The organism is Pseudomonas sp. Q11 (genome assembly GCF_024494355.1).
GTDB lineage: Bacteria > Pseudomonadota > Gammaproteobacteria > Pseudomonadales > Pseudomonadaceae > Aquipseudomonas > Aquipseudomonas hefeiensis.
On sequence record NZ_JAKNQY010000020.1, the window covers coordinates 73,480 to 89,522 of the forward strand.

General features: G+C 60.0%; 17 protein-coding genes. 10 read left to right on the forward strand and 7 right to left on the reverse strand.

What is annotated here, in order from left to right:
- Window positions 1–44: 44 nt before the first annotated feature.
- Window positions 45–1,076, reverse strand: coding sequence for a LacI family DNA-binding transcriptional regulator (locus MA884_RS19975; protein ID WP_256232097.1), 1,032 nt, complete (start codon window positions 1,074–1,076; stop codon window positions 45–47).
- Between the two features lie 215 nt (window positions 1,077–1,291).
- Here MA884_RS19975 and MA884_RS19980 point away from each other — a divergent pair, with 215 nt between their 5' ends.
- Together MA884_RS19980 and MA884_RS19985 are read left to right on the forward strand one after the other, a co-directional pair.
- On the forward strand, window positions 1,292–1,825 hold the full coding sequence (locus tag MA884_RS19980; protein ID WP_256232098.1) for a gluconokinase: 534 nt from the start codon (window positions 1,292–1,294) through the stop codon (window positions 1,823–1,825).
- A gap of 91 nt (window positions 1,826–1,916) precedes the next feature.
- Window positions 1,917–3,269: a GntP family permease gene (locus MA884_RS19985; RefSeq protein WP_256232099.1), complete on the forward strand. Its 1,353-nt coding sequence runs from the start codon at window positions 1,917–1,919 to the stop codon at window positions 3,267–3,269.
- Window positions 3,270–3,436: 167 nt separating this feature from the next.
- On the opposite strand, the gene alaC is transcribed toward MA884_RS19985, so the two are convergent.
- Window positions 3,437–4,654 (reverse strand): alanine transaminase, encoded by a 1,218-nt coding sequence (alaC, locus tag MA884_RS19990; RefSeq protein ID WP_256232100.1) that lies wholly within the window; start codon window positions 4,652–4,654, stop codon window positions 3,437–3,439.
- A 210-nt stretch (window positions 4,655–4,864) separates the two neighbouring features.
- Between alaC and MA884_RS19995 the strand changes: the two genes are divergently transcribed.
- Entirely contained in the window at window positions 4,865–5,527 is a 663-nt protein-coding gene (locus MA884_RS19995; RefSeq protein ID WP_256232101.1) for a LysE family translocator, read from the forward strand.
- Between the two features lie 78 nt (window positions 5,528–5,605).
- Window positions 5,606–6,094 (forward strand): GyrI-like domain-containing protein, encoded by a 489-nt coding sequence (locus tag MA884_RS20000; protein WP_256232102.1) that lies wholly within the window; start codon window positions 5,606–5,608, stop codon window positions 6,092–6,094.
- A 109-nt stretch (window positions 6,095–6,203) separates the two neighbouring features.
- Here the strand turns inward: MA884_RS20000 and MA884_RS20005 are convergent, their stop codons facing one another.
- A complete protein-coding gene (locus tag MA884_RS20005; RefSeq protein ID WP_256232103.1) occupies window positions 6,204–6,689 on the reverse strand; it encodes a GNAT family N-acetyltransferase in 486 nt (161 codons plus the stop codon).
- Between the two features lie 142 nt (window positions 6,690–6,831).
- Between MA884_RS20005 and MA884_RS20010 the strand changes: the two genes are divergently transcribed.
- From MA884_RS20010 to MA884_RS20025, 4 genes are all read left to right on the forward strand, one after another.
- A complete protein-coding gene (locus MA884_RS20010) occupies window positions 6,832–7,266 on the forward strand; it encodes a nuclear transport factor 2 family protein (protein WP_256232104.1) in 435 nt (144 codons plus the stop codon).
- A 67-nt stretch (window positions 7,267–7,333) separates the two neighbouring features.
- Window positions 7,334–7,678, forward strand: coding sequence for a YciI family protein (locus tag MA884_RS20015; RefSeq protein ID WP_256232105.1), 345 nt, complete (start codon window positions 7,334–7,336; stop codon window positions 7,676–7,678).
- A 27-nt stretch (window positions 7,679–7,705) separates the two neighbouring features.
- Window positions 7,706–8,182: an SRPBCC family protein gene (locus MA884_RS20020; protein ID WP_256232106.1), complete on the forward strand. Its 477-nt coding sequence runs from the start codon at window positions 7,706–7,708 to the stop codon at window positions 8,180–8,182.
- The gene (locus MA884_RS20025; protein ID WP_256232107.1) at window positions 8,182–9,414 is read left to right on the forward strand and encodes an RNA polymerase sigma factor; all 1,233 of its coding nucleotides are present in this window, start codon (window positions 8,182–8,184) and stop codon (window positions 9,412–9,414) included. The genes MA884_RS20020 and MA884_RS20025 overlap by 1 nt, the downstream gene beginning before the upstream one ends.
- A gap of 299 nt (window positions 9,415–9,713) precedes the next feature.
- Here the strand turns inward: MA884_RS20025 and MA884_RS20030 are convergent, their stop codons facing one another.
- Both MA884_RS20030 and MA884_RS20035 read right to left on the reverse strand, forming a co-directional pair.
- Complete coding sequence (locus tag MA884_RS20030; protein ID WP_256232108.1) at window positions 9,714–11,048, reverse strand: imelysin family protein; 1,335 nt, start codon at window positions 11,046–11,048, stop codon at window positions 9,714–9,716.
- Between the two features lie 271 nt (window positions 11,049–11,319).
- The gene (locus MA884_RS20035; protein ID WP_256232109.1) at window positions 11,320–13,371 is read right to left on the reverse strand and encodes a bifunctional diguanylate cyclase/phosphodiesterase; all 2,052 of its coding nucleotides are present in this window, start codon (window positions 13,369–13,371) and stop codon (window positions 11,320–11,322) included.
- Between the two features lie 40 nt (window positions 13,372–13,411).
- Between MA884_RS20035 and MA884_RS20040 the strand changes: the two genes are divergently transcribed.
- Window positions 13,412–13,678 carry a hypothetical protein gene (locus MA884_RS20040; protein WP_256232110.1) on the forward strand — a complete coding sequence of 89 codons (267 nt, stop codon included), beginning with the start codon at window positions 13,412–13,414 and terminating at the stop codon, window positions 13,676–13,678.
- Here the strand turns inward: MA884_RS20040 and MA884_RS20045 are convergent.
- Together MA884_RS20045 and MA884_RS20050 are read right to left on the reverse strand one after the other, a co-directional pair.
- Window positions 13,675–14,271, reverse strand: coding sequence for a superoxide dismutase (locus tag MA884_RS20045; RefSeq protein WP_256232111.1), 597 nt, complete (start codon window positions 14,269–14,271; stop codon window positions 13,675–13,677). The two genes, MA884_RS20040 and MA884_RS20045, sit on opposite strands and share 4 nt — an antisense overlap.
- A gap of 175 nt (window positions 14,272–14,446) precedes the next feature.
- Entirely contained in the window at window positions 14,447–15,049 is a 603-nt protein-coding gene (locus MA884_RS20050) for a LysE/ArgO family amino acid transporter (protein ID WP_256232112.1), read from the reverse strand.
- Between the two features lie 96 nt (window positions 15,050–15,145).
- Here MA884_RS20050 and MA884_RS20055 point away from each other — a divergent pair, with 96 nt between their 5' ends.
- Window positions 15,146–16,039: a LysR family transcriptional regulator ArgP gene (locus MA884_RS20055; RefSeq protein WP_092397134.1), complete on the forward strand. Its 894-nt coding sequence runs from the start codon at window positions 15,146–15,148 to the stop codon at window positions 16,037–16,039.
- Window positions 16,040–16,043 lie beyond the last annotated feature (4 nt).

The window sequence follows — 16,043 nt, forward strand, 5'->3', positions numbered from 1 at the left end:
CTTGCCGCTGGACGGCATGGATCGACCGCACGTAACCGTCGGGCTCAGGTGCTTTCGCGCACCTTGAGTTCAAACCCCATGTCCACCACCGGCTGAGCGATGCGGTTGCCGGCCATCAACGTGAGCATCTGTTCGGCGGCGCGACGGCCAATGGCTTCCCGTGGCGTGTTGATGCTGCTCAGGCGCGGCACCATGTAGGCCGAGGCGGGCAAATCGTTGAAGCCCAGGACAGCAACCTGCTCGGGAATCTTGATGCCACAGCGCAGGGCTTCGAACAGCGCGCCGTGGGCCAAGTCGTCGTTGCCGAAGAAGATCGCATCGACGTCCGGATGACTGGCCAGTAGCTGCAGGAACAATTCGCCACCCAGGCCCACCGAGGATGGCCGTGGGGTCAGCAGTTCCAGATCCGGGTCGTACAGGCCGGCTTTCTGCAGAGTGCGGCGAAAACCTTCGCCGCGCAGCAGCGTGCGCTGGTCCAGTTGCGCGCCGACATAGGCCAGACGCTTGCGACCCCGGGAGATCAGGTGCTCGGCCGCCGTCTCGCCGGCCTTGAGTTGAGAAAAGCCGACACAGTTCAGGCCTGCGCCGGGGTCCAGTTCCATCATGTACACGCAGGGAATGTTGCTGGCCTCGATCATGCGTCGGGCACTTTCGGTACGGTCGAAGCCGGTCAGCAACAGGCCGCGTGGCTGATAGGCCATGTAGTTGCGCAGCAGGTCTTCTTCTTCGTCCCGGGAATAGTGATAGTTGCCGATCACCACTTCGAAGCCCTTGGGCCTGAGCACCCGATGAATGGCTTCCAGGGTGTCGATGAACAACAGGTTGGACAACGACGGCACGAGTACCACCACCGAATGGCTCTGGGCCGAAGCCAAGGCTCGGGCGGCGGGGTTGACCACGTAGTTCAGGTCGCGGGCGGCCTGGCGGACTTTTTCCACCAGGCTTTCGGCAACGGTGCTGACGCCGCGCAGGGCACGGGAGGCGGTGATGGGGCTGACACCGGCCAGGCGTGCGACTTCGTTGAGCGTAGGGCGACCGGTGGTGCGGGTATTTTTATCGTTTTTAGTGACGGTCATCAGGGCGGCTTGCCAAACAAAAATCAAGGCACTAAGGTAGCGCTGTCTCGACGCGGCTGCAAATGCGTGAGCGGGGTTTGCCTGAGCCCTGACCGTTGGCGTTGTGAACGAACATGCTGCAACCACAAAAATGACAAGAAGGCGTCGGCAACTTCTGCTTTTGCTCTGGTGTCACAACTTGCAAAGGTAGCGCTGTCTGCGCGCTGAGGTGTTACATGAATAATCCCATCACCGCCCTGGTCATCATGGGCGTTGCCGGTTGCGGCAAGACTTGCGTCAGCCAGGCCCTGTGCCAGTTGAGCGGCGCCACCGCCATTGAAGGCGACACTTTCCACCCTGCGGCCAACATCCAGAAGATGAGCGCCGGTATCCCCTTGAACGACGACGACCGTGCCGGCTGGCTCGACAGCCTGTGTGACGAGTTGCGCCGTGTCGATGCCACGGGCGAGCGCCCGGTGCTGACCTGCTCGGCCCTCAAGCACAGTTATCGCGAGCGTCTGCGCAGTGCCTTGCCGGGCCTGGGCTTTGTATTTCTTGAACTGACCCCTGAGGTGGCCGCCGAGCGCGTGTCCCATCGCCCGGGGCATTTCATGCCGTCGACCCTGATCGACAGCCAGTTTGCCACCCTTCAATCCCCTGTTGGCGAGCCTCTGACCCTGGCTCTGGACGCGTCCAGCCACAGCGTCGATGAACTGGCTCAACAGGCTTACGTCTGGTGGGTAGACCACGGTTTGAAGCTTGCCTGTTGAGTTTCAAAAATTTGCGTCAGAAAGATAGCGCTGTCCCGACGGCTTACAAATAACCGCTTCAATAACAACAACAAATCAGGAGACACCTCCCATGTTCGGCATGTCCCACGAGACGTTCCTGCTGCTTGATGCAGTGGTCACGGTGATCGGACTTATCGTCCTCATCACCAAGTTCAAACTCCATCCGTTCATTGCGCTGACCATCGCCGCTGCTTTTCTCGGCCTGACCTCGGGCATGCCGATCGACACTATCATCAAGGCGTTCCAGGACGGCTTCGGTGGCGTGCTGGGCTTTGTCGGCATCATCCTGGCGCTGGGCACGATGCTCGGCAAAATGATGGCCGAATCGGGCGGTGCCGATCAGATCGCCCAGACCCTGATCCGCGCCTTCGGCAAGGATAAAGTGCAGTGGGCCATGATGTTCGCCGCCTTCCTGGTGGGTATTCCGCTGTTCTTCGAAATCGGCTTCGTGCTGCTGATCCCGCTGGTGTTCATCGTGGCGCGCCGCACCGGTGTCTCGATCATCAAGATCGGTATCCCGCTGCTGGCCGGTCTTTCCGCAGTCCACGGCCTGGTACCACCGCACCCGGGGCCACTGCTGGCGATTGGTGTGTTCGGTGCCGACATTGGCAAGACCATTCTCTACGGCCTGATCGTGGCGCTGCCAACGGCCATTATTGCCGGGCCGATTTTCGGTACATTCATTGCCAAGCACATCCCCGGCCATCCGAATCAGGAACTGGTGGATCAACTGGCGCGTGAGACCGATTCTGCCGATCTGCCGAGCTTCAACATCACGCTGATCACCGTGCTGTCGCCGGTGTTCCTGATGCTGCTCAAGACCTTTGCCGATGTGGTGCTGCCGGAAGGCAATTTCTTCCGCACGTTCATGGACCTGATCGGGCATCCGATTTCTGCACTTCTGTTGGCATTACTGTTGTCGCTGTATACCTTCGGCTACAAGCAGGGCATCGGTTCCAGCCAGATGCTCAAATGGCTGGACGCGAGTCTGGCGCCGACCGCCGCGATCATTCTGATCATCGGTGCTGGCGGTGGCTTCAAGCAGATGCTGGTCACCAGCGGCGTGGGTGATGTGATCGGTCACATGGCGGTGAGTGCGCAGATTTCACCGATCCTGTTGGCCTGGCTGGTGGCGGCGGTGATTCGCATCGCTACAGGTTCGGCGACCGTGGCAACCATTACTGGCGCGGGGATCGTGGTGCCGGTGGTCGGGATGATTCCGGGCGTGAACCGTGAGCTGCTGGTCCTGGCGACCGGTGCCGGTTCGCTGATCCTCTCTCACGTCAACGATGCCGGCTTCTGGCTGGTCAAGCAGTACTTCAACATGACTGTGGCCGAAACCTTCAAGACCTGGACCGCGATGGAAACCATCCTGTCCGTGGTAGCGCTGGTCTTTATCCTGTTGTTGTCGCTGGTGATCTAACAAACACCACAAAACAACTGTGGGAGCGAGCCTGCTCGCGATAGCACACTGACAGTCAGCGACGATGTCGACTGTCAGGCCGCAATCGCGAGCAGGCTCGCTCCCACATTGGCTTCTGGTGATCTGAAAATCCAGAGTGGGGGCAAACTCCCACAATGGTTTTGCTGTCAGGCGTTAGGTTTGTTCACCAACCCATCCGCCCGGAACATCCCGCGGATCCCGCGCACAGCCTGGCGGATCCGGTCCTGGTTTTCGATCAGGGCAAAGCGCACGTGATCATCCCCATATTCGCCGAATCCCACGCCCGGTGAGACGCAGACCTTGGCTTCGGCCAACAGTTTTTTGGCAAACTCCAGCGAACCCAAGTGAGCATAAGCCTCGGGAATCCTGGCCCAGACGTACATCGACGCCTTGGGGTTTTCCACCATCCAGCCCAGTTCATGCAGGCCCTTGACCAGCACATTGCGGCGCTGGCGGTACTGCTCGGCGATATCACGCACGCACTGCTGGTCGCCTTCAAGCGCGGCAATGGCCGCCACTTGCAACGGTGTGAAGGTGCCGTAGTCGTGGTAGCTCTTGATCCGTGCCAGGGCGTTGACCAGTTCCGCGTTGCCCACCATGAAGCCGATACGCCAGCCGGCCATGTTGTAGCTTTTGGACAGGGTGAAGAATTCCACGGCAATGTCTTTCGCACCGGGCACCTGCATGATCGAAGGGGCTTTCCAGCCGTCGTAGACGATGTCGGCATAGGCCAGGTCGTGGATCACCAGCACGTCGTATTGTTTGGCCAGGGCGATGACCCGCTCGAAGAAATCCAGCTCCACGCACTGCGCGGTAGGGTTGGACGGAAACCCCAGGATCATCATTTTCGGCTTGGGAATCGAGCCGCGAATGGCGCGCTCCAGCTCATCGAAGAAGTCCACCCCCGGTACCAGTGGCACCGAACGCACCTGGGCGCCGGCGATCACCGCGCCGTAGATGTGGATCGGATAACTGGGGTTGGGCACCAGCACGGTGTCGCCCTGGTCCAGGGTCGCCAGCATCAGATGCGCCAGGCCTTCCTTGGAACCGATGGTGACGATGGCTTCGGTTTCCGGGTCGATGTCCACCTCGTAACGGTCCTTGTACCAGCGCGAAATGGCGCGGCGCAGGCGCGGTATGCCTTTGGAGGTGGAATAACCGTGGGTGTCTTCACGCTGGGCGACGGTGACCAGTTTTTCCACGATGTGTGGCGGCGTGGCGCCGTCGGGGTTACCCATGCTCAAGTCAATGATGTCTTCGCCGCGCCGACGCGCAGCCATCTTCAGCTCGGCAGTGATATTGAATACATACGGGGGGAGTCGATCGATGCGCGCAAAGCGGCGCGGCGAACCTTGGTTGGCCATTGTTGCCTCGAGATACGTGAGCGCCCGGAACCGTCCGAGCGACGTCGGCCACTGCGGTGGCCTGCGGCGCAAGATAAAGGGGCTGATGGCCAATTGTCCAGTAGCGGCCCGGAACTATTTTCGACGACACTGTCGACCCGCTCGTGGGACTTTCAGTCACGCCTGCGCCCTGTACGACTCGCCGTACCCAAAAATCGAACGGACTGAATGATGGAATTTTCCAGCGGTTTCCTGCTGAGCCTTTCTTTGTGCCTGGACATTGGCGTGGCCAATATCGCGATGATTACCCTGGCCATGCAGCGTGGCTATTTCCAGGGTTTTGCCCTGGGCCTGGGTACGTGCGTGGGGGACCTGGTCTACGCGGTCCTGGCCTTGGCCGGCATGACGGTGCTGCTGCAATACGAAACGGTGCGCTGGGTGCTGTGGATCGGCGGTTCGGTGTTGCTGCTGTACTTTGCGGCGAAGATGATTCATTCGGCGGTCTATCACGACGCGGTGCTGGCCGAGGCCGGTGAGGTGCGGGGCAATTCAGCGGGGCAGGAGTTTTTTCGCGGGATTTTCCTGGCCATGTCGTCGCCCAGCGCCATCCTCTGGTTCGCAGCGGTGGGTGGCACATTGATTGCTCGTTCAGGTGGCGCAACCATTCTCAGCTCAGCGCTGTTTCTCAGCGGTTTTCTCTGCGCCGGGCTCCTGTGGTGCGCGGGGTTGTGCCTGGCAGCGACCCAGGGCGGCAAGCTGTTGGGCGATAAACTGCTGCGCTATTGCTATTGGGTATCGGCTGGGATCTTCTGCTATTTCGCGGTGTACGTGATTGTTTCTGGCTACAACGAGTTTGTCGGTAAAACCGCCAGGGCCGTTGTGCCTGGACTCTGACAAGCGAAACGGCCCTGGCAATCACCGTTTCGCTTCTATACTGCCAGACCCGACCTCATGTTTCTGGAGTGTTGACGCATGGAAAAGCACGAACCCGATAACGCAGCCCAACCACGCTTCGAACAGGGACGCTTTCAGCTCATCGCCGGTTTTGGTGGCCGTTTTACCCAAGACACCGCCCAGGATATCCCTCTGCTCTGGGAAAAGTTTTTGCCCTGGCTCGGTAAGGTGCCAGGGCAGAAAAACGAGGTTACCTATGGCGTGTGTTGCAACCCGGACGGGGAAGGTGGGTTTGAATACATTGCTGGAGTGGAAATCAGTCGGCTCGACGATTTACCCGAACAATTCCGCTGGATCGAAATACAGCCCGGGCACTACGCCGTGTTCGAACACAAAGGCCCGTTGAAAAGCCTGCCGCAGACGTTCCACTACATCTGGAAGGAGTGGTTGCCGCAATCGGGCCACACCGCTGCGGACGCACCGGAGTTCGAACGCTACAGCGAAGACTTCAATCCCAGGACTGGCGAAGGCTCTCTGGAAATCTGGATTCCTCTCAAACAGAACTGATCGACGCGGGGTCCCTGTGGGGGCAAGGGTTGCCCGCGATGGAGACGATGCGGTCGTTCGGAAATCGAGGCGCCTGTATCGCGAGCAAGCTTTGCTCCCACAGCCTGTATCAAAACACCAACCCCATCCGCCGCTCATAACCGATGCGGCCCTTGTACGCCTCGCCACTGTCGACCCAGCCCAGCCGGGTGTACAGGCCAATGGCCGAGTCATTATCGGCGTCGACCGAAAGCTCAAGCCCCCTGATTTGCGGCCATGCCGCCCGAGCCACGGCAGGGAGCGCTTGCAGGCAAGCCTTGCCGTAACCTTTGCCCTGGGCCCGATAATCGACTTGCAGGGCGTGCAGGGTGGCGCTGTGTTCGTTGGCCCAGGCTGGCAACACTGGCGGGCGCTTGAGCAACAGGAACGCCACTGGCACGTCGCCGGCCAGTAATGCAAACCCCTTGACGCCAGGGCCGGGCCTGGACAGCAGCGTGTGCAGCGCGCCGTGGATATCGCCGGCGAACTTGATCTGTTCGGGGTGGATTTCGATGGCTTCGACCTGCGTGCGTTGAAGCGCGGTGAGGTCTTCATAGGGTACGAGCTGAGCGGTCACAAAAACGTCCATTGTTTGCCGACAGAATGGGCCTGGGATTCTAGCGAATTTTTTTCTTTGAATTATTTTTGTTTGGGGTGTCGATTCACAGTTTCTTAAAACGACAAAGGGTGTCTTCAACAAAAACCTGCGGAGAATCACCATGAATACCCAAACCATCGAAACCGAAATCCAGGCCCTGATCGAGACCTATCGCCAGGCCGTGATGGAAAAGAACGTTGAAAAAGTCATGGCGCTCTATGACGACAACATCGTTTCGTTCGATGCCATCCAGGCCCTGCAATTCAAGGGCAAGGTCGCTTACCAGGCTCATTGGCAAGCGTGCATGGAAATGTGCCCCGGCCCGCACAAGTTCGACTTCCATCAAGTCGAGATTACCTCGGCCGACACTATCGCCTTCGCTCACTGGCTGACTTATTGCGGCGGTACCAATGAAAAAGGTGAAGAGCAGGCTTGCTGGATGCGCACGACGGCCTGCTATCAACGGGTGGCCGGGCAATGGAAAATTGTCCACGAGCACTGGTCCGCACCGTTTGATCCGATGGCCGGTACGGTGATGTTCGACCTGCAGCCCTGATCGTCGGTTTTTTCGCCGAGCGTCTTTCTGCGGTCCATAGTTGATCAGTTCGATCACGGAGCTTTCCATGAAGTACTTATGCCTGGTCTATAGCAACGAACACGCGCTGCACAATTCACCCGACAGCCCGCAGGACGCTGAATGCATGGCCTATGCCGAATCAATCCAGGGCAGTGGGCGGATGGTTGCAGCCGAGGCCCTGGAGTCGGTACAGACCGCTACCACGGTGCGCATGCGCGGCGGCAAGCTGTCGATCACGGACGGCCCGTTTGCCGAAACCAAGGAGCAACTGGCGGGTTTCTACCTGATCGACGCCAAGGACCTGAATGAAGCGCTCCAGGTCGCCGGTAACATTCCGGCGGCCCGGGTCGGCTGCGTCGAGGTCCGACCGGTGCGCCAACTGAACCCCTGAACAACAATCACAAACAGGATTTCTTTCATGAACCTCAAACCTGCCTCGTTCGAGTTATCCATCAGCCGGTTGATCGATGCCCCGCGCCAGAAAATCTTCCGTGCCTGGACCGAGCCGACGCTGCTTGTCCAATGGTGGGGGCCCCACGGCATGGCCACGCCGGAGTGCGAAATGGAGCTATGGGTCGGTGGTCAGTTTCGCACCCTGATGCGCGCCCGGGACGGCAGTGAGTATCCGACCATGGGTGTGTTCCTGGAGATCGTCGCCCCGCAGCGGTTGGTGTTCACCGATGCGTTTGTGCCCGGCTGGATTCCCTCCGGCAAAGCCTTCATGACGTGCGAAGTGTTGCTTGAGGAGGTCGGCGGTAAAACCCGTTATACCGCCCGCGCGCTGCACTGGAACGAAGAAGACCGCCAGGCGCACGAAGCCATGGGCTTTCATGACGGCTGGGGCCAGAGCCTTGACCGACTCGAGGCGCTGGTAACCCAGGGCATGCCCGACTGATGTCGGCCGAAGAAGTCAGCGCACGGGTCGAGCAGGTTTATCGGCAAGACTCGCGACGCATCCTGGCGACGCTGATTCGTCTGCTGGGGGATTTCGACCTTGCTGAAGAGGCCTTGCACGAGGCCTTCTTCATCGCGGTCGAGCGCTGGCAGCGCGACGGGGTGCCAGACAACCCTCGGGCCTGGCTGGTATCGGCCGGGCGTTTCAAGGCCATCGACAGCTTGCGCAAGCGCGCTCGCTTCGCAGCGTCCCGGCCGATGCTGATCGCCCAGCTCGAAGAACTGGAGCAGAGCGACTGGAGTGATGAGGACGTGGAAGACGATCGCCTGCGGCTGATCTTTACCTGTTGTCACCCGGCCCTGGCGGCTGATGCCCAGGTGCCGCTGACGTTACGGGAAGTGTGCGACCTGACCACCGAAGAGATCGCCCGGGCTTTTCTCGCCGCCCCGACGGCCATCGCCCAGCGCATCGTACGGGCCAAGGCGAAAATTCGTGATGCGAAGATCCCCTACCAGGTGCCGTCCCGCTCGGAGCTGCCCGAACGGCTGGACAGCGTGTTGCGAGTGATCTACCTGGTATTCAACGAAGGTTATTCGGCCTCGATGGGGACCGAGCTCACGCGCGAAGACCTGACCCGCGAAGCCATCCGCCTTGCCCGTTTGTTGATGGAGCTGTTGCCTGAAGCCGAAGTCATGGGTTTGTTGGCGTTGATGCTACTGCACGAGTCGCGGCGGCGGGCGCGAGCCTCACTGAGCGGTGAGCTGGTTCTGCTGGATGAGCAGGACCGTTCCTTGTGGGATGCCGAGATGATCGCCGAAGGCTGCGCCTTGGTGGAAGCCGCGCTCAATACCCGAAGGTTCGGGCCTTATTGCCTGCAAGCTGCGATTGCGGCTGTGCATGCCGAAGCCCCCACGGCGCAGGAGACCGACTGGCCGCAGATCGTCGGCCTCTATGACGTGTTGCTGCGTGGGGTGCCTTCGCCGGTGATCGAACTCAACCGCGCCGCGGCCCTGGCCAAACGCGATGGACCGCAAGCGGGACTGCGGCTGATCGACGCGATCCTAGGCCGTGGTGAATTGCTCGACTATCACTTGGCCCATTCGGCGCGGGCAGAACTTTGCCGGCAGTTGGGACGCTTGGAGGAGGCGAGGGTGGCGTATCGACGCGCGCTCGAATTAACGCAGCAATTGCCGGAGAGGCGGTTTATCGAGGGGCGGCTTGCGGGGTTGTAGTGATGATCATAAGCGATGAAATTTCCTCTGGGAGCGGGCTTGCTCGCGAAAGCGTCGGCACAGTCAACATCGCTGTTGCTTGACCCAGCGTCTTCGCGAGCAGGCTCGCTCCCACAAGGAGAGTTGTGGTGTGCATCGTATCTATGAACACCCGAAACCAACTGTGGGAGCGAGCCTGCTCGCGATAGCGTCATGTCAGTCACATTGCTGTTGGCTGGTACATCGCTATCGCGAGCAGGCTCGCTCCCACAGGGTTTCTATGGCTTGGCTGACGGGCATAACCCGTCAGCTGGCATTGATCAGAACTCGTGATCAGCGCTGTCCGGGTTCAGGTCGCTGATACCCAGTTTGCCCGCGGCCTGTTCGATCGCGCCGGTCTGCTTGACCAGTGCGGCGATGGCGTCGCGTACGACCTGGTTGCCAGCAGTGTTGCCTGCAGCAATCAGTTGGTCGTAGTGCTCACCCTTGTTGGCGTGATCGATCATGACCTGGATCTTGGCTTCGGTGTCGGCCAGGTCGGCCTTGAGGGCGGTGTCCGCGGCCGGGTCAGCCTTGGCCACCAGGGACGACAGGCTGGCGCCGGTCATCTTGGTGCCGTCGACGCGGGTGTATTCGCCCAGGTAAACGTTGCGTACGCCTTTGGCATCGTAGAAGTGCGAGTTGTGGGTGTTGTCGCTGAAGCAGTCCTGCTCGTCTTCTGGCGAGTTGGCTTCCAGGGACACCTTCATGCGCTCGCCCGCCAGTTCACCCAGGGACAGGCTGCCCATGCCGAACAGCATTTTGCGCAGACCGGTTTCGGCAGGTTCGGCTTCCAGGGTGGCGCGGTAGTTGTCAGCCACGTTTGGCTTCCAGTTGCCGACCATCTCTTCCAGATCGCTGACCAGCAGTTGGGTCACGGACTTGAGGTAGGCGCGACGACGGTCGTTGTGGCCGCCAGTAGCACCGGCACCTTCCAGGTAATCGGAAGCCGGACGCTTGCCGGCACCAGGGCCGGTGCCGTTGAGATCCTGGCCCCAGAGCAGGAATTCGATGGCGTGGTAGCCGGTGGCGACGTTGGCCTCGGAGCCGCCCAGCTCGTTCAGGCTGGCGAGTTTCTCCGGGGTGATGTCTTTCACGTCGACCTTGTCTTCGCCCACCTGGACTTCGGTATTGGCGACGATATTGGCGGTGGCGCCCGGGTTGCCCAATGCGTGCGCGTAGGAGGTGTCGACGTAGTCGATCAGGCCTTCATCCAGCGGCCAGGCGTTCAATTGGCCTTCCCAGTCGTCAATGATGGTGTTGCCGAAGCGGAACACTTCGCTCTGCAGGTAAGGGACGCGCGCAGCGACCCAAGCGGCCTTGGCGGCGTTGAGGGTCTCGTCGTTCGGTTTGGCCAGGAACGCATCGATCGCGGTTTGCAGGGTTTTCGCGGTGGATTCGGCATCGCTGTAGACCGCATGGACGATGTCGGCATAGTGCGCGACAACAGCCTTGGCAGCGGCTTCGTCGATTTTTCCGGCTGCGGCTGGGGCGGCGGTACTGGCTGCGGGCGTTGGCGCTTGCGGCGCGGCGGCTTTGTCTTTGCCTTCGCCGCAACCGGCGAGGGAAATAGCGATGGCCAGCAAACTGGCGGTAGCCAGAGGCATACGAATCATGGCGAACATCCTGCTTCGGTGATGGATGGGACAGGCGCGAGGTGCGCAAAGCTGCGACATAATGCGAAAGATTTGCATTATGTGTAAAGGGTTGTGGCTGTAAATATTTCTTATTTAATGAGACGAGATTGCCGCTTTCGGCAAACGTCCGTAGGAGCTGACGAGCGAAGCGAGGCTGCGATCTTTCCCCCGGCACTTGAGTCTCAAGCGAAAGATCAAGAGATCGCAGGCTTCGCCAGCTCCTACAGGGACGTGGCAGATGGGGGAGGAATCAGATGATGGAAACCTTGCTGCGCTCGGCCTGCTTCAGATAAATGCCCAATTCTCGTGCCGGCAGCGGTTTGCTGTAGTAATACCCCTGACCTTCATGGCAACCCTCGGAGATGATGTAGGCTTCCTGCTCGACCGTCTCGACACCCTCGGCGATCACCTGCATCCCCAGGCTCTTGCCCAACTGGATGATGGCCCGGACGATGGTTGCGTCATCCTCGTCATCGAGCAGGTCCTGGACGAAGCTCTTATCGATCTTGATCTTGTCCAGCGGCAGGCTCTTGAGATAACTCAGGGACGAATAGCCGGTCCCGAAGTCATCAATGGCAATCAGCGCGCCGGAGCGGCGCAGGCTGAGCAAGTGCTGGGCGGCTGTGGTGATGTCTTCCATCAGGCCGGTTTCCGTGACTTCAAGCTCCAGGCTGCGCGGCGGCAGACGGTACATCTGCAGCAAGTTGTTCACCACTCGCGGCAGTTCGGCGTGGTGCAATTGCACCGTCGACAGGTTGACCGCCATGCGCAGGTCGACGAAGCCCTGGTCATGCCATTCGCGCAACTGTTTGCAGGCCTGATCCAAGACCCATTCGCCGATGGCAATGATGGTGCCGTTCTGCTCGGCCAGGGGAATGAACAGGTCCGGCGGCACGAGGCCATGTTCGGGGTGATGCCAGCGGATCAGGGCCTCGGTACCGACCACCCGCAGGTCGCGATAGCTGATCTGCGGCTGGTACACCAGGCTGAACTGCTCGAGAAGCAGGGCCTCGCGCAGGTCTTTTTCCAGTTCGCGCCGGCGGCGCATTTCGCTGTCGACGCTGGCGATGTAGAACTGATAGCGATTGCGTGAGCGAGCCTTGGCCAGGGTCATGGTCTGCTCGGCTTTCTGCAACAGCTTCTCGGTACTGTCCCCGTCTTCAGGAAAGAGGGTGATGCCGATGGTGGCCCGCAGGCGGATTTGCTGATCGTCGAGGACGAACGGTGCTTCCAGGTCATCAAGGATGCTTTGGGCCAGCTCGGCGGCTTCGTAAGGTTGTTCGATATCGGCCTGGACCAGGGCGAACTGGTCGCCCCCCAGTCGCGCCAGCGCGCCAAGGCGTCCGCTGTGGGCTCGCAGTCGATCGGCCAGGGCCAGCAGCAACTGGTCGCCGGTTTGATAGCTGAACTGTTCGTTGATGCCCTTGAAATCATCCAGCCCCACACACAGCACTGCCACCCGACGCTGCAGGCGCCCGGCATCCACCAGGATCTTGTCCAGTTGCTGTTGAAGCTGTTGACGATTGGGCAGGCCGGTGAGGAAGTCGTACTGGGCCATTCGCAGCAGGCTGTTTTCCGCTTCATGGCGCAGGTGCGTATTGCGCTCGATGGATGAGAGCAATTGGTTGGCGGTATTGATCCATAAACCCAGCTCGTTTTTCTCGTGGCCCCGTAGCTGGGGGATTTTGTGTTCGCTGGGACGGTCGGGGTTGATTTCGGTCAGGTGTTCGATGATCCGCGATAACGGCTTCGTCAGCAGCCAGTGATAGACCAGGTACAGCACCAGTCCCATCGCCAGGGCTCGCAGCATGCCCGATATAAAGATAATCACGGAGTTGACGATAAAACTCTGACCGTAGGTGGCGGTATCGAGAGTAATGCTCAGGTCGCCGTAATATTCACTGTAGGGCCCACGCCCCACCAATTGGATAGTGAATGTGCGTTCCTTGCCGAGGATCAGGTCGGTCAGCCAGCGGCTCCCCGATTGCTGCAAGGGCCGGGTTTTTTCAGCGAGCATGGTTTCATGAGGGTGACCGATGGAGGCCATGCGGACGGCTTCGTCCTGAAACAGCCCTTCGATCACTTGCATGCCCATCTCCCGGTCAAGGCTGTAGACAGCCTGGGTCGAAGGGTCCCGGAACATATCAAGAATTCGCTGGGCGTCGCTGGCGACGGCACGGTCGGTTTTGTAGGCATCGAACACGATCTGGGCGCAGCTCAATACCACGCCGACGATCAATGCCGAAAGGAGCACGACCCGGAGCAACTTCACAGACAAGCTGTTCTTGAGTTCCAGCTTCAAAGAGGGGTTCCTTGTTCCGTGCGGGTAGCGTCAAGTTGCCATGAGTATTGGCAATCCTGTGATGTCAGTCAAAGGGACAATCAAACACAAGGGTTTTCGCCTGAAACCTGGCCGTTATACGGTGTTTCCCGAGCTATTGCTCTACGACCATTGTGTCGGATGGAAGGAGCCGCAACTTGAGGCCTGGGTTTTATTTTTGTTGGGTTTCAGACGCGAGGTATTCGCCCGGATCAAATCCGGGCGTTTTGTGCCAGGTAAAAAAAACCCGGCAACGCGCCGGGTTCTTTTGTCTGGCATCACGGCTTAAGCGGTGAAGGTCTTGCCTTCAAACTGCTCGGCCACGAACTTCCAGTTGACCAGGTTCCAGAACGCTTCGACGTATTTCGGACGAAGGTTACGGTAGTCGATGTAGTAGGCGTGTTCCCATACGTCGCAGGTCAGCAGCGGGGTGTCGCCACTGGTCAGCGGGTTGCCGGCGCCGATGGTGCTGGCCAGGGCCAGGGAACCGTCAGCCTTTTTCACCAGCCAGCCCCAGCCGGAGCCGAAGGTGCCGACGGAAGTCTTGGTGAACTCTTCCTTGAACTTGTCGAACGAACCGAAGGCACTGTTGATGGCTTCTGCCAGCGCGCCGGTAGGTTGACCGCCGGCGTTTGGCGCCAGGCAGTTCCAGTAGAAAGTGTGGTTCCAGACCTGAGCGGCGTTGTTGAAGATACCGCCCGAGGAAGTCTTGACGATTTCTTCCAGGGTCTTGCCTTCGAACTCGGTGCCAGGCACCAGGTTGTTCAGGTTCACGACATAGGTGTTGTGGTGCTTGTCGTGGTGGTATTCCAGAGTTTCTTTGGAGATGTGCGGCTGCAGTGCATCGTGTGGATAAGGCAGCGGCGGCAATTCGAAAGCCATGGTGATTCTCCTAACCAGGTCAGTTGCGGTGAGCGCAAGGCCGATCACGGGCGGCCAGACTAGCGCCGGGGAGTTTGTACTCATTGCGGCGCAGGAGTCGGATCATAGCACCGGGGGAACGGCATAACCACGCAACAACTGTGTGGAATAGAGGTTCCAGAGCGGTTTGGAATAATCAGCCAGAGACAATCAACTGTATTGCCACGGTGAACATCATTGTCGCCACCAGCACGTCCAGTATCCGCCAGGTACTCGGCCGGGCCAGCCACGGTGCCAGCCATGCCGCACCGATAGCCAGGGTGAAAAACCACAGCAACGAGGCGCTGGCCGCTCCCACGACATAAGCGCCGGGCACGCTTTGCTGGGCACCGAGTGAGCCGATCAGCAGCACGGTGTCGAGGTACACGTGGGGGTTGAGCAGCGTCACCGCCAACGCGCTGAGCAGCACGGCCCGTAGCGAGCGCACCACCTGCTTTTCATCTTGTTGCAGGCTCTGTTTCGAACAGGCCCGGCGCAGTGCCAGGCTGCCATACCAGAGCAGGAACGCCGCGCCGCCCCAACGGGCAATCGAAAGCAGCACCGGGCTCTGGGCCAGCAGCGTCGCCAGCCCGAACACCCCGGCGGCCACCAGCAGCGCATCGCACGTGACGCACAGGGCGGCGACCGGCAAATGATGTTCGCGGCGCAGGCTTTGGGCCAGCACAAAGGCGTTCTGAGCGCCGATGGCCATGATCAGCCCGAGGGCCACCAGCAGTCCGTTCATGTAGCTTTGCCACATAGATTTACTCCCCATGTATGGATGAATGCTGGCCATTCTCCGGTGGGAAGCGTTATAAGAAAAACCAATCTTGCTGATTGCCCATTAGGAAAAATGATGTTCGATTACAAATTGCTTTCTGCCTTGGCGGCGGTTGTCGAACAGGCCGGATTCGAGCGCGCCGCCCAAGTGCTGGGGCTGTCGCAGTCGGCGATTTCACAGCGGATCAAACTGTTGGAGGCGCGGGTCGGCCAGCCTGTGCTGGTGCGCGTCACGCCGCCGGCACCGACCGAGATCGGTCGCCGCTTGCTCAACCACGTGCAACAGGTGCGTCTGTTGGAGCGCGACCTGCAAAGCCTGGTGCCGGCGTTGGATGAAGAGGGCCTGCCCGAGCGACTGCGCATCGCCCTGAATGCCGACAGTCTGGCCACTTGGTGGGCGGTGGCCGTTGGGGATTTCTGCGCTGAACATCATCTGTTGCTCGACTTGGTGGTGGAAGACCAGAACGTCGGGCTCAAGCGCATGCGTGCTGGTGAGGTGGCGGCGTGCGTCTGCGCCAGTGAACGTCCGGTGGCCGGTGCCCGTAGCGTACTGTTGGGGGCTATGCGTTACCGGGCGTTGGCCAGTCCGGCGTTCATCGCCAGGCACTTCCCCGATGGGGTTCGCGCCGATCAACTGGCGCGCACGCCGGCGCTGGTGTTCGGCCCGGATGATTTCCTGCAGCATCGCTACCTGGCTTCCCTGGGGGTGGAAGGTGGTTTCGAGCACCATCTGTGCCCGTCGTCCGAAGGTTTTATTCGGCTCGCCGAAGCGGGGCTTGGCTGGGGGCTGGTGCCGGAGTTGCAAATGCGTGAGCAACTGGAGCGGGGCGAGTTGGTGGAATTGCTGGCAGATAAACCGATCGATGTGCCGTTGTACTGGCATCATTGGCGCAATGGTGGGCAGTTGCTTGGTTTGTTGACTGAACGATTGATCAAGGCGGCAAGCAGCAAGCTACAAGCAGTTAGTTGAAAGC

Bases quoted from the DNA above. Each gene is read 5' to 3' on its own strand.
- MA884_RS19975 (WP_256232097.1), bottom strand. From the start codon at position 1,076: ATGACCGTCACTAAAAACGATAAAAATACCCGCACCACCGGTCGCCCT.
- MA884_RS19980 (WP_256232098.1), top strand. From the start codon at position 1,292: ATGAATAATCCCATCACCGCCCTGGTCATCATGGGCGTTGCCGGTTGC.
- MA884_RS19985 (WP_256232099.1), top strand. From the start codon at position 1,917: ATGTTCGGCATGTCCCACGAGACGTTCCTGCTGCTTGATGCAGTGGTC.
- alaC (WP_256232100.1), bottom strand. From the start codon at position 4,654: ATGGCCAACCAAGGTTCGCCGCGCCGCTTTGCGCGCATCGATCGACTC.
- MA884_RS19995 (WP_256232101.1), top strand. From the start codon at position 4,865: ATGGAATTTTCCAGCGGTTTCCTGCTGAGCCTTTCTTTGTGCCTGGAC.
- MA884_RS20000 (WP_256232102.1), top strand. From the start codon at position 5,606: ATGGAAAAGCACGAACCCGATAACGCAGCCCAACCACGCTTCGAACAG.
- MA884_RS20010 (WP_256232104.1), top strand. From the start codon at position 6,832: ATGAATACCCAAACCATCGAAACCGAAATCCAGGCCCTGATCGAGACC.
- MA884_RS20015 (WP_256232105.1), top strand. From the start codon at position 7,334: ATGAAGTACTTATGCCTGGTCTATAGCAACGAACACGCGCTGCACAAT.
- MA884_RS20020 (WP_256232106.1), top strand. From the start codon at position 7,706: ATGAACCTCAAACCTGCCTCGTTCGAGTTATCCATCAGCCGGTTGATC.
- MA884_RS20025 (WP_256232107.1), top strand. From the start codon at position 8,182: ATGTCGGCCGAAGAAGTCAGCGCACGGGTCGAGCAGGTTTATCGGCAA.
- MA884_RS20030 (WP_256232108.1), bottom strand. From the start codon at position 11,048: ATGATTCGTATGCCTCTGGCTACCGCCAGTTTGCTGGCCATCGCTATT.
- MA884_RS20040 (WP_256232110.1), top strand. From the start codon at position 13,412: ATGAGTATTGGCAATCCTGTGATGTCAGTCAAAGGGACAATCAAACAC.
- MA884_RS20045 (WP_256232111.1), bottom strand. From the start codon at position 14,271: ATGGCTTTCGAATTGCCGCCGCTGCCTTATCCACACGATGCACTGCAG.
- MA884_RS20050 (WP_256232112.1), bottom strand. From the start codon at position 15,049: ATGTGGCAAAGCTACATGAACGGACTGCTGGTGGCCCTCGGGCTGATC.
- MA884_RS20055 (WP_092397134.1), top strand. From the start codon at position 15,146: ATGTTCGATTACAAATTGCTTTCTGCCTTGGCGGCGGTTGTCGAACAG.